This window comes from Bifidobacterium sp. ESL0798 (genome assembly GCF_029395415.1).
Lineage (GTDB): Bacteria > Actinomycetota > Actinomycetes > Actinomycetales > Bifidobacteriaceae > Bifidobacterium.
On sequence record NZ_CP113914.1, the window covers coordinates 1,138,043 to 1,160,600 of the forward strand.

Genomic DNA, 22,558 nt, shown 5'->3' on the forward strand with positions numbered 1-22,558 from the left:
GTGTTTGTTAGACAATATTGAGTGGATTGCTCAGCGACGTGACCACTTCGAAATCCACTTAACACACTGCTCTTTAAAATAGCACAAACGTGGTATAAAAGGCAGTTCTTCGGTATCCGCGTAACCTGGCAGGTATCCGGGCTTGGAAACCAAGCAATAATAGCCGGGTTACTCGATGAACGATTCTTCGATATAAAAAGTTGTTCGGACACCGACGTTTCATCGATATCCGAACAACCCATAACGTTCATCACCGTTTTAAGGCTTGACTTATTGTCCCTCACGCATGCGCCGCATAGCCTCGCGGCGTTCCTCCTTCTCAAGACGGTCGAGATAGATGTGGCCGTCGAGATGGTCCGTCTCGTGCTGAAGCATACGGCCCATGATGCCGGTGCCCTCGACGACGATGGTCTTGCCGTCAAGATCGATGCCGCGCACGCGGGCGTAATCGGCGCGTCTGGTCTTGTACCAGAGCTTGGGCACCGAAAGGCAACCTTCGTCGCCGTACTGCTCTCCCCGGGTCTCTTCGAGGACGGGGTTCAGCACGTAGCCGAGCTTGCCGTCGATGTTGTAGGAGAACGCGCGCAGGCTGATGCCGATCTGGTTGGCGGAGAGCCCCGCGCGGCCGGGGTCGTCGACGGTATCCAGCAAATCCTGCACCATGTTGCGTACGGCTGGGGTTATCTCACGAATCGGTTCGCATGGGGTCCTCAACACCGGATCCGGCACGACCCTTATTTCTCGTAACGACAATGCTCTGCTCCTCTGTATGCTTTAGCGGCCGTTTATTTTTCTGCTGGCGAGTCGTTTCCCTGCTCTTGCGCCTTCGGTGTATCCTCGCGAGAATCGTCGCCGTCATGCTCCGTTTCGCGTTCGGCAAGATGGACGCCTACATTCTGCCTGGCCTGCTCATAGGCTTCGCGGACTTTAGGCGTCATGGCATCAGTGGCTTGACGTACGGATTCCGCGGTCTTGTCGATGAAGCCTGCAGTAGCCGACGGGGCCGGCTTGACTCGCGTCTTAGGAGTATAGACCTGTGTGTTGATGAGATCGGCGTAGTGTTTCAGGACCTCACCGCGCACGACCTTCATGCTTGGCGTCAGCATGCCGTTCTCCTGGGTGAACTGATCCGGGATGATGACGAACTTACGTACGGATTCGGCGCGCGAGACCGAACTGTTGGCCTGATCGATATATTGCTGGACGAAGGCCCGAACGGCATCGTTCTTGCAGATATCCGGCATGGGCATATTCTCATCCATGCCGTTGTTGGCTAGCCAGGAGCGCACCATCTCGGGATCGAGCTCGATGAGCGCGGCGATGAAGGGACGGCCGTCGCCGATCACAACAGCATGGGAGACGACCGGGCAGGTGCCGATGGTGTCTTCCATCGGGGCGGGGCTGACGTTCTTGCCGCCGGCGGTGATGATGATGTCCTTTTTTCTTCCGGTGATATAGACGAAACCGTCGTCGTCGATCTGGGCGATGTCGCCGGAATGCACCCAGCCGCCCGGTTCCTTGGCCTCGGCTGTCAGTTTCGGCTGCTTGTAGTAGCCGAGGAAGACGTCCTCGCCGTTGATCAGCAGCTCGTCGTCGTCGGCAAGTTTGATGGCGATGCCGGTGCCGGGACGTCCGACGGCCCCGACCTTGTTGAAGTCCTGGAAGGCGACGATGCAGGGGGCCGCCGTTTCGGTCATGCCGTATCCCTGGATGAAGGTGATGCCGTCCATGCCGTTGAAGAAGTGCGCGAGGTCGGCGTTCATCGGGGCGCCGCCGCAAGCCAGATATTTCAGTTTCGGACCCAAGGCGCTGCGTACGGAAGCGCCGACCGTCTTCATGTAGAACCTGTGCTTGATACGTTCGGCAATGGTGTGGCCCCTGCCTTCCTGCCCGTCCTTCGACCAACGCACGAAGTGATCGAACGCCATGCCGAACACGCGGCCCTGAAGCCCTGCGCCCGCCTTCTGGGAGGCTGCGTTGTAGACCTTCTCGAATACACGCGGCACCCCAAGCAGATACGTCGGCTGGAAGGTCCTCAGATCGGTGAGCAGATGCTTGGCGCTCGAGGTGTAGCCCACCACGCCGTGCGCGCCGATGGCCACATACTGGATGTAGCGGGCGAAGCAATGTGCCAGGGGCAGGAAGAGCAGCAGCCTGCTCGGCTGATACAGCATGTCGTCGAGCACCGCCCAGCCGATGAACGTCGTGGAAACGAAATTACGGTGCGAAAGCATGACGCCTTTGGGCTTGCCTGTGGAACCGGAGGTGTAGACGATGGTCAGCATGTCATCGGCGCGTACGCGGGAGATGGCTTCGTCGAGCTTTTCATCGCTGACCGAAGTCCCGAAATCCGAGATGGCGTCCAGGCCGCCCTCCTGCAGGTTGAATACATACTTGAGGCCTTCGCGGTCGCGGCGTAGTTCCTCGAGTGTCTGGGTATGCTCGGCATCCCCGCCGAAAGCGACAATCGGGTCCACATCCTCGACGATGCCTTTGGCCTGCTTGGGCGAATCCGTTTCATAAATCGGCACGCTTACCGCCCCGATGGCGGCACATGCGAAGTCGACCACTCCCCATTCGTAACTGGTCGCGGCATAAATGACGACCATGCTCCCTGCCTTGGCCCCCAGGCCCATGAGTCCCTTGGCTACCGAGCGCACGCGATCGAGCATTTCACCGGCTGTCACGCTTTGCCATTGCTGGGTGTTTCCGTCCAGCCATTCAGCTATCTCGCCGTCGGGGTCTTTTCCGGCTCTTTTGGACAACAGTGAATAAATGGTGTCCTTATCTGTGGTCTTGGTGACAGGATCCAAATAGAATTCTCGCAACATAAGCACAACTATACGCGCTCGTTGCCCCAAAACTACGTTAGCGTAACTTCCGGCAACTCGGAATAATGTTTTATGGTGGCTCAGCCGAGGTCGGCGGTCGTGCAAATCCAACGCGATCCACTGCGTTTGAACACCAAAGTGGCCCAATAGGTTGACTTGCCTACAGCGAGGCTCACCACCGTTTCGGTGATATCCGGACTGACCAAGGTGGTATACACCAGCATTGGAACCGCGGGAAGATAGCACAACCTCTCCTTGAGCTCCTGATGCGTACGCAGATGGTTTTCCAAAAGATACGACATCGTTTCAAGACGTTGGAGGCAGGGGCCGCTCAGGATATGCTGAAGACTTTGCGGGGGTGTACGCCGTCGTATCATATCAAGACACATACAGGCGAGCCTGCAGGAAGCGAGGCTGAATTTCTGGCATTCGGCCTCGCTCAACGTTCCCGGATAACAACGCGAAATATGGTAGGGAACCGGACGGTTCGACAATTCGATTCGGATGAATCCATCGTATGTCGGCAGTCCGGAACGATATCCGAATGCCATCTTTTGGGGCTGCGCCTGCATCTGCATGTTCATCATTGAACCTCCATTTACTGTTCACATTCACTCTCCAGAGCAACAGATATTGAAGGCTTTGTCAAGGCAGAAGAAGCTATTTCGGCAAAAATCAAGATTATTGAGGATTTTTGAAGAAAACCTTGAATCACAAACGATGATATGGAACATAAACGGATAATTTGGATACAAAAGCGGACTACCCGGTCACATAGATAGTCCGCTTAGAAAAACGACTTGGTTACTCGCTCAATCAGCCCAGATGCGAAAGCGTGACTGTTACGTCGCAATGCTGGAAGTTCTTCAGGTCGACGTAGCCGGTGGAAGCCATGGCCCGGCGAAGGGCGCCGATGAAGTTCACCGTTCCGTCGGCGTTATGGCTGGGCCCGAAAAGAATCTGCTGCAACGGCGCAACCGTACCGACTGTTGTCCGCTTCCCGCGGGGAAGGGAGGGATGGCGAGCCTCGGCACCCCAATGCGTGCCTTTGCCGGGTGCTTCCTGCGCACGTGCCAAAGGTGCTCCGAGCATGACCGCGTCGGCGCCCATGGCCAGCGCCTTGACGAACGAGCCGGAGGTGCCCATGCCGCCGTCGGCGATGATCTGCACGTAGCGGCCGCCGGATTCGTCCATATAATCACGACGGGCCTCGGCCACATCGGCGATCGCGGTGGCCATAGGCGCATGGACGCCGATGGTTGCCCGTGTCGCGGAAACGGCTCCGCCGCCGAAACCGACAAGCACGCCGGCGGCACCGGTACGCATGAGATGAAGGGCCGCGGTATAGCTGGCCGCTCCCCCGACGATGACCGGCACATCAAGGTCGTAGATGAACTTCTTCAGATTCAAAGGCTCGTGTTTCTGCGAAACATGCTCGGCCGAAACCGCCGTGCCGCGGATGACGAAGAGGTCGACGCCGGCGTCGACGACGGTCGAATAGAACTCCTGCGTGCGCTGGGGCGAAAGCGCGCCGGCGACGGTGACGCCTGCGTCACGTATCTCATGAAGACGCCGGGTGATCAGTTCCGGCTTGATCGGCTCCGCGTAGATCTCCTGCAGACGGGCTGTGGCGCTGCTCTCGTCAAGCCGGCTGATCTCATCAAGCAGCGGCTGCGGGTCGTCGTATCGTGTCCACAACCCTTCGAGGTCGAGCACTCCGAGAGCGCCGAGCTTGCCCATGGCAATCGCCGTGGCAGGGCTGGTCACCGAATCCATCGGAGCCGAAAGCACCGGCACGTCGAACTGGTAGGCATCGATCTGCCAAGACGTCGAAACGTCCTGCGGATCGCGGGTCCTGCGTGAGGGGACGATGGCGATATCGTCCAAGGAATAAGCCAAACGGCCTTTTTTGCCCAAACCGATTTCAATTTCCTGAGTCATGGCTTCCAGATTACTTCCCCTACGTGACGAGCGTAGACGATCGGCAATGACGTACAAAGAGCGTCTCGCCAGTCAGTCAAAGCAACGCCGATGACATCTTCAGGCGTGATAATGGCTTCGTATTTCCTGATAGCAGAGAAAGGGCAGATATGAAAAAAATCAAGGTTGAAGGGACGGTCGCCGAGCTTGACGGCGACGAGATGACGAGGGTGATCTGGAAGGATATCAAGAACCGCCTTATCCTGCCCTATCTCGACGTCAATCTTGACTATTACGATCTCGGCATCGAAAACCGCGACGCGACCGATGACCAGGTGACCATCGATGCGGCCAACGCCATCAAAAAGCACCATGTCGGCGTCAAATGCGCCACCATCACCCCCGACGAGGCACGTGTCAAGGAATTCAACCTGAAAAAGATGTGGAAGTCGCCGAACGGGACCATCCGCAACATTCTCGGCGGCACGATCTTCCGCGAGCCCATCGTCATCGCCAACATCCCGCGATTGGTCCCCGGCTGGAAGAAGCCCATCGTCGTGGCCCGCCACGCTTTCGGCGACCAGTACAAGGCCACGGATTTCAAGGTCGACAAACCGGGACGCCTGACGGTCACCTTCACACCCGCCGACGGAAGCGAGCCCATCGAACACGTGGTCTACGACTATCCGGGTGCGGGCGTCGCCCAAGTGCAATACAATCTTGACGACTCCATCCGCGGCTTCGCGCGGGCCTGCTTCAATTACGGGCTCATGCGGCACTATCCGGTGTATCTGTCGACGAAGAACACGATTCTCAAAGCCTACGACGGCGAATTCAAGGACATCTTCGCCGCAGTCTATGAAACCGAATACAAGGACCGTTTCGAGGCTGAGGGCCTTTCTTACGAACACCGTCTGATCGACGATATGGTGGCCAGCACGATGAAATGGCACGGCGGCTATATCTGGGCCTGCAAGAACTATGACGGCGACGTGCAGTCCGATTCGGTGGCACAAGGATTCGGCTCGCTGGGATTGATGACCTCCGTGCTGATGACCCCTGACGGCAAGACCGTGGAAGCCGAGGCTGCGCACGGCACCGTCACCCGCCATTACCGTCGCTGGCTCAAAGGCGAGAAGACCTCGACCAACCCCATCGCTTCGATCTACGCATGGACCGGAGGGCTCAAGCAGCGGGCCAAGCTCGACGAGACGCCCGAAGTCGGCCATTTCGCCGAAACCTTGGAACAGGTCATCATCAACACCGTGGAAGGCGGGAAGATGACCAAGGACCTGGCCATGCTCGTAGGTCCCGACCAGCCTTGGCTCGATACGGCTGGTTTCATGGACGCCTTGGACGAAGGACTGCAAAAGGAATTGGGCCAATCACGTTAGTCAAAGGCTTTATTCAGTGCCGTCGCATATCATCCTGATTATCCATGCGATGGCACTTTCATATCGGCCTCAGACTATTATCGATTTTGGTTAATTCGAAATATATAAAAAGAAGGATGACTTATGACGACGCGCGGCAAGCACCCCTTGGCCCGTTTCCTGGCTTTCGCCACAGCCCTGGTTCTTACGACGGCATCAGCCGCTTGCGGCAGCGGGGGTCAGGATACGGGGGCCACCTCTATTGACACCGACAAGATATCGGTGAGTTCGGCGGTGGCCAAGAGCAATGTAATGGTGTTCACCCCGTCCGATGGGATTTCCATCTCCTCGCACACCCCGCTGAACAAGTGGGCCAAGCTCGCCCCCGCCATCACGAAATCGCTGACCGATGCGGGCTTTTCGTCAAAGAACATCAAAGTGAAGACGGACGGCAACCTCCGCAAGCAGAGTGAGGACGTGCAGGACTATGTGGTCAACCAGCTTGCCACCGCATCGGATGACTCCAACCGCCATACGACGCTGATCGTCGCACCTGCGACCTCGGCCAACAAAGGCAACGAGCAATACGGCGATTATGTCACCAATCCCGCCGATGCGCCCGCATACGACACCGAAAAGCCGTCGGGCGCAACCAATACAGCTGCCAACGGGAATACCGGTTCCAAGGCTTCTCCCTCCTCGGCAGACAAGACGACGCAAGCACAAAACGGAGACGACAAGGACAAAACCGACAAACAGAACGAAATCGCGGCCGGGAAGCGTCTGGCGAAGACCCTGAAACTTGCCAGGAAAGTCGGAGCGCATACCGTCATTCTCGCCAATCCGCTGGCCGGGTTCACTCCCGATGTCTTCGTGAGCCTATCGACCCCACGCCAGATCGGTGTTCTGCAAGCCCGGCAGCTTGTCTCGAAACTCGCTTTGGAAAAGACGACCAAGATGCATCCGAAATCCCTCGAGGTCATGATTCCTGTGGGAGAGGACACCGATTCGACTCTCAATACGAGCCAGACGTTCGCCAAAGAGGCTTTTGCGGGTATATGGCACGTGCTGCAGCCCTACTTCAAAGATGGCCGCGCCATCAGCCCGTCGAAAAAGCTCAGCGCATCCACTACCGACAAGGATTGGGAATCGGTGTCGTTCAAGGCTTCCAAAACAGCCGAGATAAAGACGGAACTCAACGACAGGCTCACCGATTCGTCCAAAGAAGGCCAGCCGCTTCATGTCGATGGCATTCTGGCCATGAACGATTTCGTGTCGTCCGCGGTTGTGGATGAGCTGACCACCCTCAAATACACCGGTACCGCCGCCGACATCAATCCTGAGATTGAAGTCTCCGGCATAGTCGGAACACTGACCGGCAAACACAATCTCAACAAGGTAGCCCCGCCCAAGCCGAAGGACAGCAAGGAAAGCGGCACCGAAGACGAAACGCAATCGCAATCTGACAGCGAAGGTGATATGGCTTGGCCGATTATCACCGGTTATGGCGCTTATGCCGATATGATGCCTGACGTAGTCAACGGCAAGCAATGGATGACAGGTATGGAAAACATCCAAAAACTGTCAGGAGACATCGCCGGCGCGACAACAACGATCGAGGCAGGGAAGAACGTCACGGAACTTTCCTACGTCAAGACGACAACAATCAACGGCACAAAGATGGACACGATTCACGAGAAGCCGATGGCCATCAGCGCAGGCAACCTCAAGCACCTGCTGATCGAACCCGGATACATTTCACTGGCGGATGCAGGATTGTAGAAGGGATTGATTGCTGCCCCTCGGATTTCCGGCTCATAAGGCGACGAGAAGAACATTTCTGTAGGGAATGTTCTTCTCGTCGCCTTATCTCTTTTAAACACGGGCTTCTGGATTCACGAAAAACGGACCTTCATTCCATTCGAACGGGCCGAATCGCCCCATTACGAAGCAACAGGCTTGAGCACTATTTTCCTTCTTGCCGCCAATTGCTGAGGGTCACGGTACTCCTTCCTGCTTTTTCTTACTCCCCAATGCACGCAGATTCCGGTGCAATGGTCCGAAACACCCTTGACGGTACCGATCGGCAATCCTTTGACCACCGGTGTCCCTATCGGCAGAAGCGTCTGCGCCGGTTCAAGGGTCAAGGTGAGGCTTTTGTGGCGGATGCTCACCACCGATTTCCCCGCAACGATGCCGGCAAAGCTGATGAAACCGCTTGCTGGGGCAAACAAGGGCGTGTCCTCCACTGCTGCGATATCGACCCCGCGGTGCCCAGGACCCCAAACCTGTTTGGGAGCCTTGAACCTTCTGATGACTACATGTGGCAATACGGGCCATCCCATATCGGCTTTGCACCCTTTCCCGTCATGGATCGGAGGGTCCACAGAGCCAATCGGTTCAATGAATCCCAATGAATATTGACCTGTCGACGGAGCGGACACATAAGTTTGATTATTTTCCAAAGATGAATATGACGTCTCCCCGATATCGTCGCTTGGCAAGGCCAAGGCTTCATGCCCTCCTGTTGTGAAGCCTATCAACAATACCGCAAAAACCGCAACAATCGTGATCAGACGCCGAACCGAATCGATCATCCTTTGCCGGCATTGTTCCCTTTCAGCTCTCAGTCGTGCCCATTTGAGCCACTGCCTTCCTCTATCTTCCATTTTCACTGCCGTGCCTCCCTTCGCTGTACTATCGGCATCCATGTTTCCGTCTCTTTCACTATGCCTCGTAACCTTTAAATAGCACATTGAAAACAGGAGGTGTGGTCGGATGCCCCCGGTTATCCACAACGCCCGGGCGTGTCGCAAAAGTTATCCACCGGATCTGCACAGGTGCCGAGGCTCGAGAGTATAAAAGACGTAAATGCAAAAAAGAAAGTCTAAGGTATGAGTGCCAAAAGAAAGCCATCAGAGAGCAGTTCTCAAAACGCAACGAATCAGTCGAAGGTCCAGCCCGATGGCCTGCAGCGTTGCTGGCCGCAATCGTATCTGGACCTGAGCCATGACATGCTGGTCTACCACGACACCGAATGGGGTACGCCTTGCTATGATTCGCAGGCTCTGTTCGAACGGCTTGCGCTTGAGGCCATGCAGGCCGGCCTCTCGTGGAACACCATCATCAACAAGCGCAAGGCGATCGATGCGGCCTTCCACGATTTCAATATCGAACGGGTCGCGCAAATGAGAGACGAAATACCCGAACTCATGGAGAACAAAGCCATCATTCGCAACAGACGGAAAATCGAAGCCACGATTCACAACGCGCAAGTCGCACTTGATCTGGATATGCCGTTTGCCGATTATATTTGGAGTTTCGCCCCTGACGGGCCATGCGTGCGCAGGCCGAAAAGCCGGGAGGAGGTTCCTGCCGTAACCCAGGAATCAATCGATATGAGCAAGGCCATGAAAAAGCCGGATTCAAATTCGTCGGACCGACCACCATGTACGCCTATATGCAGTCGATGGGCATCGTCAACGACCACTTGCAGGGTTGCTTTAGATGCCCTGCAAGAGATCACTGATTCGATAGGCGCGTTAATTTTCCGGCAAACTTTTCATAAAGACACTTCCCCAGAAATCATCCGAGGGATTGCACTGCTCCGAAATCGACAATAGTTCTTCCGGTAAGAGATATTTGGTCACATTTATCAAAACCGTCTATCGTGACGATCGAGGGACAAAACATATAGTCAGTGGATCATTGCCCGCACAGTCCCTGCCTCAGCATGATGCCGTAGGCCTCACGGCCGCCGTTCTCCCCCGGAGTCAGATGCGTCCCGTCGTCGTAGAAGTATTCAGGATGCATGTTGCTCACCGAATACCAATCAAGAAGCCCTACATTCGGATGCCTGGCGAGCACGGAACGCAGAATCTGGTTGTTCGAATCCTGCCAGGTATCGGGCATACGGACCGTAGTGAGGTATATGGGTTCGTCGCCCACCGCCGCTATCAGGTCCTCGACCTGTTGTTCGTCGACAATGCGGTCGTTGGTCCCCAATGCCATGATGACAACGCTTCCGGCCTGGCCTTGCGCCTGATGCTTGCGGAAGAGGTCGGCACCTGTGGAAAAGTGGCGGCCGACCATATTGTCCTGAATGCTTGCCGGGATATGCTGCTGGACATAATCGTGCGCACCCATCTCCACGGAATCGCTGATAATCAGAGGATTCGCACTACATGAACCTGTGGCGGCATCGTAGGTCCAACCTTTGGTATCGAGGTTTTTGGGTACCTTGGCGGCCTTCGGCACCAAACGCACAGGCAGATTCAGCGACGGCTTGGGCACGGCCGACCTGCGCAGCGTCATCAGGTCGCTTCTGATCGCAGTCGCCATTCCCAGGTTTCGCTCGACCGCGAGATATTCCCGTCGTAAGACAGACGAACGTTCGCCGGCCAACCTATTGAAATTGACAGGCAGTAGCGTACACAGCACAACGGCCACCACACCGCACAACGCCAGGATCTTAGTGATCAGGCGCATTTCGCGCAATGGCCCCTTGCCTGCAGGCCTGGATTTGCGCACCGCCTCGGCCATCTGATAGAAGGCCTCGCAGGACGCCCACAGCACCATGAATTGCACGATCCATTCCCACCAACGCAACGGCTGTGTGCGGATGGCGGGGTTCATGAATTCAAGCAGCGGGTAATGGACCAGATAGATCGAGAAGGAGCGTGAGCCGATGTAACGTAGCACCCGCATCCCCAAAAGCGAACGGCAGAGATTGCCCGGAACCAGAACGACGGCGAGCAGCAGGGCGACGATAAGAGCCACCACTTGCAGACCACCACGATAGAGCATCGCATCATTACCCGTGCAAACGCTATACAGGACGACCAGTGCGGCGAGAAGGCAAAATCCGGCGGCGGCGAGCAGCAGATTCATCGGGCTTGACCAACTCCCGGTATTCATCGATTTTTCTTTTTCTTCCTTTTCATCTTTTCCACCGTGTTTCGCTTTTGCCCATTCAACCACGAACGCAAGCAAGGCACCGATCATGAGTTCGGAAAAGCGCGTGTCAAGCCCGTAATAGACACGGGACACATCGGCTTCCGGCACATAGAGAACAACCATCAGAGCGGTGGAAATGGCGGCAATCAGAAGGGTAAGGGAGAATCTGGTCCACAGCCTCAGGTTGAGCCGGTGCATCAGCCACAGCAGCGAGACCCAGACCAGATAGAACTGCATGGTCAGTGCGAGGAACCACAGATGGGTAAGCGGTGACGGGAGTCCCGCGGCACTGAAATAGGAAACCTTACGGAAGATATAGACCCAATTGCTGGCATACAACGCGCTGGGCAGCGCATCGAGATGCAGTTTCGGAAGCATGCCCGGCGAAAGCAGATAGGCGATCGGCACGACCAGTGCGATCAGGGAAAGCAACGGGAAGGTCAGACGCTTGATTTTCCTGTACAGGTAGCCTGCATAATGAAACCCCTGCGGTCCGGACATCCGTCGTTCCACGCTGCCGGTTATCAGGAAACCGGAGATGACGAAGAACACCGTGACGCCGAGAAAGCCGCCACGCAGCAGAGACGGACGCACATGATAGGCCACCACCCCGATGATGGCCAAGGCTCTCAGACCATCGATTGCGTTGTTCCTAGACGCGTTAGAAGGGTGTGAGGCACCGGACGCATCCATTTCAGCCGTATTTGGGCTTTTCCCGGTGCGTGGCACATCAACCTCTTTTACGCTTCTTATGAATTCGTGACGATCTCAGCTTGGGTCACAAGGCAGTACCATAACAAAAGGCATAGATGCTGCAAGGGGAATTGACACGCCGCTAAATTCCCGCCTGAACGGGGAAAATAAGAAAATCCAACAATGACGACATTGATGTCATACGTCGCGCCGATATGATCTTGCCACTTACGAAAAATCCCGGGAGTTAAACTCCCGGGATTATCTTTCCGCTCCCGCAGCTGGGCTTGAACCAGCGACATTCTGATTAACAGTCAGACGCTCTGCCAACTGAGCTATGCGGGAATGTCCCGTGCGAAGCCTCAAGCACCGCACAAGAAATATATAATATACAAGAATCGTCAGCTCGCAACTCCAATGGCGTGTCGCCTGATTTTTGCGGGGTGTCGCGGTTCAAGGAAGCGGCTCAGACGCTGATGACGTTCATCGGCATGGCCGAATCAATCGGGAAATCGGGAGCAGAAGGACGTATGCCGGCCTCGACCAGGTTGACTCCGAGCATGGCGACCATCGCGCCGTTGTCGGTGCACAGCTTGATCTGCGGGATGCGCACCTCGACACCGTGCTGCTCGCCGACTTCAAGCAGTTTGGCCCTCAGTTGGGAATTGGCGGAGAAACCGCCGCCGACGATCAACGTCTTGGAACCGTATTCCTCACATCCGTGCATGGCCTTGTTGGCCAGCACCGTGGCGACCGAGTCGGCCAGCGAGGCGCAGACGTCATCGACCGGAATCGGGTTGCCTGCGGCCTGTTGTGCCTCAACCCAACGGGCCACGGCGGTCTTCACGCCCGAGAAGCTGAAATCGTAGGGATGCTCTTTGCCTGCCTTGCCCTTGGTGAGGCCCTGCGGCACCTTGATGGCGTGGGGATCGCCAAGCTGGCCATGCCTGTCGATATGGGGGCCTCCCGGGTAGGGGAAGCCCAGCAGGCGGGCGACCTTGTCGAAGCACTCCCCTGCGGCGTCATCAAGCGTCGTGCCGACGACGTCCACGTGGCGGGCGACGTCTCCGACGTGCAACAGCGACGTATGGCCGCCCGAAACGATAAGCGCCAGGGTGTCTTTCGGGAATGGCCCGAATTGCAGTTGGGTGACGGCGATATGACCGATGACGTGATTGATGCCGTAGATCGGCTTGTTCGCCGACCATGCAAGCGCCTTCGCTCCGGACACCCCGACGGCCAGGCAGCCGGCAAGGCCCGGACCGGCCGACACCGCAATGGCGTCGATGTCGGAAAGGTCCATGTCGGCGTCGGCCAGCGCTTTGCTGACCACGGGCACGAACGCTTCGGCGTGGGCGCGTGAGGCGATTTCGGGGATGACCCCGCCGTAACGCGCGTGTTCCTCCATGGAGGAGGCGACCACGTTGGAAACAAGGGTGCGTCCGCGCACGATGGCCGCCGCGGTCTCGTCGCAGGTCGATTCGATACCCAGTACTGTCGGTTCGCTCATTGCTTTTGCTCCATATTCTCTTTGACGCTGCCGAATCCCATGATATGCGTTTCGAGGTCCAAGGCCATTTGCATGGCGTCGAAGTTTTCGGGCTGGTAGTAATGCCGCAGTAGACCGATATCCGCAAATCCTCGACTACGATAAAGGCGTTTTGCCGGTTCATTGTCGACGCGAACTTCCAGTTTGATGCGACGGACACCGTAAAGACGCGCGTATTGGATCAGCCTATCGAGAAGCCCCTTGCCAATGCCGTTCCTCTGAAAACGTTTGGCGACACCAAGGGTCAGGATTTCGGCTTGGCCACCGGCATGCCACATGCCCGCGTAACCACGCATGATCCTATCGGCCGCAGCCCGTTGAACCTGTTTTAGCGGCTTTCGTCCACACAACGCATTACATTCAGCAACAGCGGATAAACCTGCGGCATCGCTGGCATCGCCACTTTCAGTATCACTTTTGACGTCAGCAACACCAACAACATCGGCAAGGTAAATTCTGGAAGCGTCTGCCATCTCGTGATGCAATGTCTGCAAATCCCAAGCCTGCGAGTCGAAAAGCTCCATTTCCATCTTGGAAGCAGACTCCAATGCCCACTGTTGGTCAAGTTCGCCGAATTCGACAATCATCAGGCAATCAAGCCTTCGTGGCCCCGGCATGATTCAAAACATGCTTCAGCGGGTTAGGTACCGAGACATCCGGGCGACGCAGATATAACGGTTCGACCGGTTTTATCGCGCCTTCGTTAGCGCAGTCGGCAAAAATCTGCAGACCTTCCAATCCCGCGTCCAATACGGAATGGTCGATGACGCAACCCAGCATCTCGCCGAAATTCTGCCATACTTCGGAATATTTCGAAGCGCCGTGGCCGACAATATCGATACGGTATTGGCTCTGCGAAGTGGTTGCTTTGGCATGCTCTTGCACGGCCTGTTTGATTCGTTCGACGATATGCTGGGGATAATCGATATCCATGTCAATCAGCGCGGAAACGAAAGGTTGCGAATTTGCGCCTCCGGATTCTTGACTCGCAATATTTTCTCCGGCGCGAGTCTCTTCATCACAGTAAAGCGCGAAATAAAGCTGACGTCGGCGGGCGTCATTGACAGCCAATGTCAGATGATGAACGTTTTGCTCGTCTGAAGTTTTATCTATCACATTAAGAAAATCACAAGACGCAAGTCGCACATCACCCTGACGCTTCAGTTTCATCATCCATGCCTGTGGCTCGAGGATGTCGGCGCCGAGCAATTGTGCACCGGTGGCGTATGCGATGGCCTTCGCCGCGACGATTCCGGCGCGGAGCCCGGTAAATGGCGCCGGTCCGACTCCGACGACAATCCGGTCAAGCTCGCCGGGCGCGAGCCCCGCCGAGCCCACGGCCGTGCCGATATTGACCTGCAGCTTTTCGACATGGGTACGTGAATCGGTTTCCATGATGGGCTCGTGTCCCAAGACGCCGACCGTCGAACCGAACGAGGTGTCTATGACCAGTGTGTTCGCCATATTTGCCGCTCCTACCATTCCACGCTACCCATTCGGGGATGTTTTAATCACCGAACCAAGTTCATGCCGTTGTTACTGTACAACGCTGTCATAACCACAAACCCAACACGTCTGTAGTCAAGGTACAAAACTTCGACGCTTTCTCATAAAAGTTACGAAATGACTCTGTGATTTTTGTTTATTTCATCAAATCCAATTGTCGGTCGAAATCCTGCCAACGCTCACCGACGGGCACGAACGTTACCGTCCGTATGCCGTCACCGGTCAATTCGACATTGTGATTGTTGATTTCTGCGGCAACGGTTTCCTTGTCGATTGGACGATCGATGTGCACTTCGAGACGAGCCTCAGCGAACGCGGAGGCCATCTGCTCGCCCCACTCCATCAGAACCACGGTTTGTTCGCCGGGATCTTCAAGTTCCTCGTCAAGCCCCAGCGATTCCAACTCGTCAAGCAGCCTGTCAACCGTATCCTGGCCCGGCGCGAAATCATTTCCTCCAAGCCGGTAGGCATCAACATGAACCAGATGCGCCGGCGTGCCATCGGCGAAGCTGCCATCAAGTTCGCGTGCGATGGTGAAGGTGGGGGAAACAATCGGCTCCGCAATGTGGAGTCCCGCACCGAAACCTTGTGCGAATGTCGTCTTGCCGGCGCCCAATGGCCCGGAGAGCAGTAGGACGTCACCGCCGCGCACGCAAGCGGCCGCCTTCCTGCCGAGGTTTTGCATATCCTCACCAGTTGGCACATTAACCGAGTACGATGATTCATCGTTCATTTGTCATATGTCCTTTGTGGCTGATCAGTTCGATGGAACGCTCCAGCGCATACATCGGGTCTCCCCCGTTGGTCTTGTTCTGTTCGTCGGCCCATGCCAGCGTCTGGATGCATCTGGAAAGCCCCGCGGATGTCCATCCGCCGAGTTGCCGGGTGGCGTTGCGCAGGACCCATGGATTGGTTTTTGCCTCGGCTTGGGATATGCTGCCGGAACGTAGCGCGGAAGCCTTGGCCAACGTCCGCAGTTTCATCGCCAGAGCGCCGACCAGAGCAATGGGATCGGTGCCTTGCGCGACGGCGGCGCGCATGTTGATGATGGCCTTGGCGTCATTGCCGTTCAACGCCGCATCGGCCACTACGAATCCGGTGACCTCGGCGTTGCCGGTCAGGTATTGGTCGACCAGCTCGAGACCGATGGGGTCGTCGTCGAAATCGAAGCACAGCTGCTCACACATGGCGGCGAGCTCACCGGTCTTCTCCCCCAGCACGGCGACCAGCTGTTGGGCTGCGGCAGGGTCGACGCGGCGTTTGCGGCGCTCGAAGCATTGGATGACGAAGTTCAGCTTGGCGTCGGCACGCTTGAGATCGGGAACCGCCTTTTTTTCGGCTCCCGCCTTGGTGAGCCTGTCGATGATTCTCTTGCCTTTCTGCCCGCCGTCATGCTGTGCGATGACCGTTCCAGCCACCGTGGAAGGGTCCTTGGCCATGGACGTGCAGTAATCGACCATGGTGTCGGTCAACGCGTCTTCGGAATTCTGGATGTGGCGGATGGTGACGATCGAGCTCGAGCTCAGCAGCGACGGGCTCACGGCCTCGTCGAAGTCGTATCGGCTCGCCTCGCCCGCATCGAGTTCGACGATCTCCGCTTCCGGATCGTTCTTTGCGGCCTCGTCACGGCAATCGCGTACCTCTTGCTCGTTGAGGAACTCGTCTCCTCCGACGACCAACACGAACCGGGTTCGCTGCTGGGCTCGTTTTCCGGCCATCATTCCTCGATTCGTCGGTTCGCCGAAAATATTCGTAACAGGCACAGCTATTCTGTCGCCCGTATCCATGATATTCAATGTGCTGTCACAGGTGGACATACGCTGTGTCTCCTCGCATTAATCCGGCCTCCAAAGCCGTTCGAACATTTGTTCGGTTTCTCTGAGCCATATTGTTCCTTTGCTTCTCAGCTGCATAAGATAACCATTGCTCCCGGCAACAGAATCTTCTTTATCGTGCTTTTTCGCCATACCGAAGAACGCTTTGAACATCAGAACCGTGCCAATTTCGCAAACCACCACCATCAATGCCCCGCCGACCCCACCGGCCCACGGCATGGTGGCGCTCTGCGACCCACCAATGGTGTCAGCGCACCATTGCATCACCGATGTGCCGCAGCTGGACAGCCAGACAAACACGAATGCCAGATGAGGCATTGATGACGCGAAGACCAAGCCCGCCAATCCGCTAAGGGTCGAGAAATCCACAAACGGCGCCACAATCAGGTTTGCAGGCACGGACAGCAGTGGCAGCGTCGGAGTCATCAGCACCTGTAACGGCAGGGTGAAGAGCTGCGCGGCGATAGTCACCGACATGCCATCGGCAAGGAACTTTGGCAGTAACGCTGAAAGATGTTCCGCTATAGGCTTTGCACACAACACGATGCCCAACACCGAAGCGCAGGACAGCGCGAATCCATAACTCCTCGCCATCGCGGGGTTGACCAGCAGTACGAAAATAACCGTCCAGCTCAACGCGCTGATCGCCTGCGGTCTTCTACCGGCGAACATGGCCGACGCGGCAAAGAAACCCATAATCAGGGCTCTCATCACTGAGTCTGAAGGATACATGGCGCTCGCGAGCGCCGAATAGGCCAGCACCGTCAATATCGCGACGATTTGACGAGGCAACAGGAACCGGGCGCAACCCGAACGGATCAGACTGCCGATCAGGGCGAAATGCCCGCCTGAGACAGCCATCAGGTGCATGATGCCGAAATCCTTGAAATGCATCTCCAGCAACGTGGCGAACGTGGCATTGACGGGCTCACGCTTGCTCGTGCTTGCACCCATGAAATCCTGTCCCAAAAGGCCTATGGTCAGCCCTGGAACCAACACGCGTCCTTGATCGGAAAGACCTTCCGTTACCGAGAAGAACGAACGCTGCATGGAATCCACAACTCGCTTGACTGGCGGCGCTCGTTCGACCACACGGGTCTGCGCATCATCGTCAACCGTCAGCCAAATCGGTCGCATACCATAGCGAGCTGCCTGCAGCGTGCCGGAAGTCCTGATGGTCTGCCCATTCGAAAGCCGTCCACATACTGGTTTGTTGGCATACAGGACGATATGCGATCCGCTGGCCTGCCAGATGCCGTCGTGGCCGATAACGGAGAAGTGCGCATTCGCCTGGCAATCGGCCTGCCATGAGCTCGCAGCAGTAACCGGCGAGTCAAGGCGAACCGTTGCCTCGACCGTGCTTTCGCTTTCCCTCACGAGTGCCATAGCCGGGTCGCGATAAGCCATGACATCCGCACTCATCGAAGCGATGAACGCGGCCAGCGCAGAAGAGGCAAGTACCATAACCCAAATCTTTCGGTTACCACGAAATGCGTTCAACACTTGCCACACTTTGCTGTCATCTGGAACTCGGTTTGTCTTTGTACCCTTTTCGTTTTCCCCAAACCAACGCCGGGACAGTACCAGCAGAACAGCCAATCCGGCAAATAGAAGCGCCAGCACTGCCGCTTGTGAAAGTGCTTCAATGCTCAGACCGCCGAGCAACTGATCCATCATTGTGCCTGATAATGGTTGGGTATTCGAAGAGCCGCCCGATTTACTTTTACTTTGGCCGGCCGAAGCCATACTGTTTTGTTGCCCTATAAGCAGAGCAAACACAGCATGCGAACCGAGAGCGGCAACCCACACGCACAATGCCACCGGCAGCATCCGCCAGTCATGGCTACCCTGCTCACCGCCTCGTTTGTTTGCAGGAGCTGTGTCTTGACAGGTATCAGCGCTTTTCATCAGACCGTCACCTGCCCGCGTATCTTCTCAAGCGTTTTCTGCCCGATGCCCGAAACCTTGAGCAGCTGGTCGACGCTTGTGAAACGTCCTATCGACGAACGGTAGTCGATGATTTTCTGCGCCATCACCGGGCCGACGCCTTTGATCTGCTGAAGCCGCGTGCTATCGGCAGTGTTGAGATTGACGAGATTGTTTCCGTTACTTGAAGCTCCTGCTTGCGTGGAGGGGTTCGTAGGAGTTGCGGTGCTGCTCGTAGCGCTATCCTGCCCCTTGTTTCCTGCGGACGCTGATGAAGAACCAGCAGTCCCACCGGCTTTTGAGTCATTCCCCTGCGCCTGTCCGGAAGCTTTCGTTTTCGAGCCACCCACCACTGCAGAAGTGACCGATGAGGCTTCCGCCTGCTGCTTGTTGTAATTGATCGCCTGCGTCACCAGCATCGTCAGGCTCGCGCACAACGCCACCACCAGTATCAGAATCACCACAACCGCCTGTGCGGGTTTGAACACGAATCTGGGGATAGTTCGCTGCACGCTCGATGACTCCGACGATTCGGAAGCTGTGATGACAGAATCAAAATTCTCTGCCGTTTTCGTTAGGTCAACCTTCTGGGTATTTTCGGTTTGTTCTACTTCCCTGCTTCCTGGTTCGACCAGCCAACGTTCGATGGGTGGCAACGGTGGAAGCCCAACACGCAGTAAATCCTGGTCAAGACCTTGCTCGTTTCCATACGATTCATTTTCAGATAATCCATTTTTATACGATTCATCCCCAGACATGGCAGAGGGATGAAGCCGCGCCGAAACAGGCCGGCCTTCGTCATGTGACCGCCCACTGAGATGAATGCCCATACTTCAAGCATGACCGAACCGGCATCAAAAGTCGAGCCGAAACGGCCACTGTGGTCGAATGCTAGGGGTTATCCACATTTGAGGCGTGTCGTGTCCTCCACCGCCGAACCGTCCACATTCATGCACAATTACGAATGACGTTCACACTGTTACTTTCCAAGCAACAGCGCCTCAACATCTGCGGCCGACATGGCGAGAAATTCCTTGTCGATATGCCCGTCACGCATATAGAGCACCCGATTGGCACGAGAGGCGACCTGCGGGTCGTGAGTGACCAGCAAGCAGGTCTTGAGCCCACCTTTCATTGCGGCGTCGATAGCGGAGAGCGTCTCATCCCGCGCCTTGGGATCAAGATTACCGGTGGGCTCGTCGGCGAACAGCACATCCGCCCGCATCATCAACGCACGCGCTATGGCCACACGCTGGCACTGGCCGCCGGAAAGCTCGGAGACGTGCGCATCGGCAAGGCCTTCGTCAAGTCCTACATAGGCGAGCGCTCGCTTCATGGCATTCATATCGAATGATTCCTTGTCAAGACTCATCGGCAAAGTCACGTTTTCAGCGACGGTGAGGCTGTCGATGAGCATATAGTCCTGGAAAACAAACGCGAATTTCGTGCGTCTGAGCTTCGCTCGCTTGGTCTCCAGACTGCGGGCGATGTCCCTGTCTGCGTACCAGACATGCCCGCTGCCTGGCCTAAGGATTCCGGCCAGCAGCTTCAGCGTCGTGGACTTGCCGCAGCCGGATGCCCCAATAAGCGCGGTGATCTCGCCCTGCCGCAACTTGATATCGAGCGGTCCGATTGCGGCTTCGTCGCGGTTCGAGTGTTTTCCCTGACTGTATGAGAACGTGACGCCTTCGGATCGCAGCACTGTTGCGCTTCCGCTTTCTTTGCCGGCTTCATTTCCAGCTGGAACCTTTAAGGATGCACTTTGATCCAAGCTTTCATCAATTTGTATATGATTTTCGTTTGTCATTGCCATTATGGCCTCCTCTTCGTATTTCTGTTTTCAATAATGTGGTCGTTCCGACGCTCTATCGAACGTCTCTTTACATTCCAAGCAGGCTCCGTATCAACCTTTTGCTCCACCCCTGTAACGTTCCGATAACGCTTGCGAACCGCGAAATGGCTTAGGCCGGAAACTTTGGTTTGAGATTTAGAACTACAGGTCATGCTTTGCTTTGCCGTCGATACATGAGAACATTCGCGACAAACCCGATAAGACAGATCAGCAAAGCAGCCAAAAACAGCACCGTCATTGCCTTCATCGGCACATAACCGCTGATGCCGTCAATCAGCATCCGGCTTTCGCTGTGCAAGGCCATGTTGACGATAAGCACCGTGCCGAACCCACCGCACAACGTCGCCGCAAACGCTTCAAAGGCTATCCTCCCGGCGCTCGCGAACGCATACCGTACCCGTCCGAAACCGACCAGCCAAGCCGCCTGAGTGACACGCTTGCGTTCCTGAACCATGTCGAACGCTACTGAAACAGCGCCGAGAAAACAGATGGCCAAAACGGGAAAGACGATTGGGGCCGCTTCCTTGACGCCGTCGCCTCCGGAGGTTGTCATTGCCTTGCCGCTGGGTAAATTTCTGATCCATTGTGCAGCCGGAAGCACGGTGATGAACGAATCTCCGGCATGTATCTTCGATGGCATGGATGAATCGCCGCCGGCTGCGGTGCGTTTGCCATTGTCGGCAATGATTGCGGTGTCCGCCTTATCCGCCAAGTCAGAAATATCATAACCGACCACCATATAGTCTCTGAACGGGCTTGCTGTTTTCGTGATGGCAACCACCTGCGAAGTGAACGTTTTGCCTCCCTGCACCACGCACATCGGCGAACCGACATCAAGACCGTTGTTGTCCGCGACGATCGCCGAGATCACCACACCCTGACGATTGACATCTCCGGAAACAATCGAGCGATTTGGACTGATGACCTGCAGTGAGCCATTGATCACGGCCTTGGCATTGCCGCGGTCATAGGATTCGATTCGTCCCGAGCAATCGCGCTTCATCGCTTCCTCCTGCACGACGGTGGAAGGAGCGAGCACCAACGCATTGCCATCCCGAGACCTGGCGTAGTCCATCAGATTACGCGACTCCTGTCGCGTAGGCGTGCCAGCGTGAGAAACCTGTGCCACCGATGTCGATGACATGGTCGAATTCAATGAGGACTGGGCATCGGCTTGCGTATAGCCATACAAGCTGTATAGGAAGGCCAGCAGCACAGATGCGACCGCAAGCAAGGACACCAGCGAGGTGGAGCGCGTGGCTTGCATTTCCCTGAACGCCAAGGTAAGGCCCGCACCGACGACGCCATGCCTATGCCAATTCGCCGCCATCCGACCGGCGACAATGGTCAGAATCGGTTTCGCGACACGGATGAGCATCCATGCCAACAACACGCTCAATACGAAAGTCAGATTGAGACTGACCGTGTAGGGCAGAAAAAGGGAAGCGATGCAACCGACGACCAGAAGAAGCCCCAGCACGACCGTTACCGTCACCTTTCGCTTCTTTCCGGCCTTTACCGGACGTGCGGAAAGATCGGGAACCGCCCGGATCAACGAGAGTGCAGACAATCCGCGCCAAGCACACTGCAGATCACCGAAAGCACCATCGTAGCAATGGCCGCCATCGCCATCGCAGGTATGCTGGCCTCCGGTATCACCACGAAACCACTGAAAAGAAACTGCAACGGCTTATTGAGCGCAATGCCGAGCAATGCCCCGACCAGCCCGGCACAGACAGCCAGAACGCATTGGTAGGCGACAATGGCACCGAACAGGCGAATCGGCGAGGCGCCTGTGACTCGTAGACGCATAAGCTGTTCCCACTGTGAGGTGAAGGTATGGTCGGAGACGATCTTCGTCACGGCCGCCGCGCACACCACGCAGATGACCGCAACTCCGACCGGTGCCGACGGATCGCTTTGCAAACTCTGATAGGCCATCGCTTCCAGCAGCACGAACACCAGCATCATCGCCGCCGCATTTGCCGCGGCATTAAGCACCTGCAACGAGCGTTTCCGCCGCCACAGCGAATTGACCATACCTACGTATCCCATGCCGTTCGTCCCTTCGTTTCGCCTTTTTAAAACATCGCCGTGCCGACATACGAAATTCCGTC

General features: G+C 56.3%; 18 protein-coding genes, 1 tRNA gene and 1 pseudogene. 3 read left to right on the top strand and 17 right to left on the bottom strand.

Annotated elements, in window-relative coordinates; all coding sequences use genetic code 11:
• Window positions 1–270: 270 nt before the first annotated feature.
• From def to OZX74_RS04865, 4 genes are all read right to left on the bottom strand, one after another.
• Window positions 271–753, bottom strand: a complete 483-nt coding sequence (def, locus tag OZX74_RS04850; RefSeq protein ID WP_277155870.1) for a peptide deformylase — start codon at window positions 751–753, stop codon at window positions 271–273.
• Between the two features lie 32 nt (window positions 754–785).
• Complete coding sequence (locus OZX74_RS04855; RefSeq protein WP_277155871.1) at window positions 786–2,831, bottom strand: AMP-dependent synthetase/ligase; 2,046 nt, start codon at window positions 2,829–2,831, stop codon at window positions 786–788.
• Window positions 2,832–2,911: 80 nt separating this feature from the next.
• Window positions 2,912–3,418 (bottom strand): Rv3235 family protein, encoded by a 507-nt coding sequence (locus OZX74_RS04860; RefSeq protein ID WP_277155872.1) that lies wholly within the window; start codon window positions 3,416–3,418, stop codon window positions 2,912–2,914.
• Between the two features lie 229 nt (window positions 3,419–3,647).
• Window positions 3,648–4,772, bottom strand: a complete 1,125-nt coding sequence (locus tag OZX74_RS04865; protein ID WP_277155873.1) for a GuaB3 family IMP dehydrogenase-related protein — start codon at window positions 4,770–4,772, stop codon at window positions 3,648–3,650.
• A gap of 149 nt (window positions 4,773–4,921) precedes the next feature.
• Here OZX74_RS04865 and OZX74_RS04870 point away from each other — a divergent pair, with 149 nt between their 5' ends.
• A complete protein-coding gene (locus OZX74_RS04870) occupies window positions 4,922–6,145 on the top strand; it encodes an NADP-dependent isocitrate dehydrogenase (protein ID WP_277155874.1) in 1,224 nt (407 codons plus the stop codon).
• Window positions 6,146–6,268: 123 nt separating this feature from the next.
• Window positions 6,269–7,906, top strand: a complete 1,638-nt coding sequence (locus OZX74_RS04875) for a hypothetical protein (RefSeq protein WP_277155875.1) — start codon at window positions 6,269–6,271, stop codon at window positions 7,904–7,906.
• Between the two features lie 161 nt (window positions 7,907–8,067).
• On the opposite strand, the gene OZX74_RS04880 is transcribed toward OZX74_RS04875, so the two are convergent.
• Window positions 8,068–8,835 (bottom strand): peptidoglycan DD-metalloendopeptidase family protein, encoded by a 768-nt coding sequence (locus OZX74_RS04880; RefSeq protein ID WP_277155876.1) that lies wholly within the window; start codon window positions 8,833–8,835, stop codon window positions 8,068–8,070.
• 303 nt (window positions 8,836–9,138) lie between these two features.
• On the opposite strand from OZX74_RS04880, the pseudogene OZX74_RS04885 reads away from it, so the two are divergent.
• Window positions 9,139–9,653: pseudogene (locus OZX74_RS04885) on the top strand (DNA-3-methyladenine glycosylase I).
• 176 nt (window positions 9,654–9,829) lie between these two features.
• On the opposite strand, the gene OZX74_RS04890 reads toward OZX74_RS04885, so the two are convergent.
• The 12 genes from OZX74_RS04890 to OZX74_RS04945 form a co-directional block, all read right to left on the bottom strand.
• Window positions 9,830–11,809 carry an acyltransferase family protein gene (locus OZX74_RS04890; RefSeq protein WP_277155877.1) on the bottom strand — a complete coding sequence of 660 codons (1,980 nt, stop codon included), beginning with the start codon at window positions 11,807–11,809 and terminating at the stop codon, window positions 9,830–9,832.
• A 236-nt stretch (window positions 11,810–12,045) separates the two neighbouring features.
• Window positions 12,046–12,118: transfer RNA gene (locus tag OZX74_RS04895), tRNA-Asn, on the bottom strand.
• 121 nt (window positions 12,119–12,239) lie between these two features.
• Complete coding sequence (tsaD, locus tag OZX74_RS04900; protein WP_277155878.1) at window positions 12,240–13,283, bottom strand: tRNA (adenosine(37)-N6)-threonylcarbamoyltransferase complex transferase subunit TsaD; 1,044 nt, start codon at window positions 13,281–13,283, stop codon at window positions 12,240–12,242.
• On the bottom strand, window positions 13,280–13,909 hold the full coding sequence (locus tag OZX74_RS04905) for a GNAT family N-acetyltransferase (RefSeq protein WP_277155879.1): 630 nt from the start codon (window positions 13,907–13,909) through the stop codon (window positions 13,280–13,282). The genes tsaD and OZX74_RS04905 overlap by 4 nt, the downstream gene beginning before the upstream one ends.
• A gap of 7 nt (window positions 13,910–13,916) precedes the next feature.
• Entirely contained in the window at window positions 13,917–14,786 is an 870-nt protein-coding gene (tsaB, locus tag OZX74_RS04910; protein ID WP_277155880.1) for a tRNA (adenosine(37)-N6)-threonylcarbamoyltransferase complex dimerization subunit type 1 TsaB, read from the bottom strand.
• Between the two features lie 178 nt (window positions 14,787–14,964).
• On the bottom strand, window positions 14,965–15,561 hold the full coding sequence (gene tsaE, locus OZX74_RS04915; protein WP_277155881.1) for a tRNA (adenosine(37)-N6)-threonylcarbamoyltransferase complex ATPase subunit type 1 TsaE: 597 nt from the start codon (window positions 15,559–15,561) through the stop codon (window positions 14,965–14,967).
• A complete protein-coding gene (gene holA / locus OZX74_RS04920; RefSeq protein ID WP_277157422.1) occupies window positions 15,551–16,546 on the bottom strand; it encodes a DNA polymerase III subunit delta in 996 nt (331 codons plus the stop codon). Before holA ends, tsaE begins: the two co-directional genes overlap by 11 nt.
• A gap of 117 nt (window positions 16,547–16,663) precedes the next feature.
• Window positions 16,664–18,493: a ComEC/Rec2 family competence protein gene (locus OZX74_RS04925; RefSeq protein WP_277155882.1), complete on the bottom strand. Its 1,830-nt coding sequence runs from the start codon at window positions 18,491–18,493 to the stop codon at window positions 16,664–16,666.
• Window positions 18,494–18,570: 77 nt separating this feature from the next.
• A complete protein-coding gene (locus OZX74_RS04930; protein ID WP_277155883.1) occupies window positions 18,571–19,101 on the bottom strand; it encodes a helix-hairpin-helix domain-containing protein in 531 nt (176 codons plus the stop codon).
• 467 nt (window positions 19,102–19,568) lie between these two features.
• Window positions 19,569–20,291: an ABC transporter ATP-binding protein gene (locus OZX74_RS04935; RefSeq protein WP_277155884.1), complete on the bottom strand. Its 723-nt coding sequence runs from the start codon at window positions 20,289–20,291 to the stop codon at window positions 19,569–19,571.
• A gap of 298 nt (window positions 20,292–20,589) precedes the next feature.
• Window positions 20,590–21,936 (bottom strand): hypothetical protein, encoded by a 1,347-nt coding sequence (locus tag OZX74_RS04940; RefSeq protein ID WP_277155885.1) that lies wholly within the window; start codon window positions 21,934–21,936, stop codon window positions 20,590–20,592.
• 56 nt (window positions 21,937–21,992) lie between these two features.
• Window positions 21,993–22,496 carry a hypothetical protein gene (locus tag OZX74_RS04945; RefSeq protein ID WP_277155886.1) on the bottom strand — a complete coding sequence of 168 codons (504 nt, stop codon included), beginning with the start codon at window positions 22,494–22,496 and terminating at the stop codon, window positions 21,993–21,995.
• Between the last annotated feature and the right edge of the window lie 62 nt (window positions 22,497–22,558).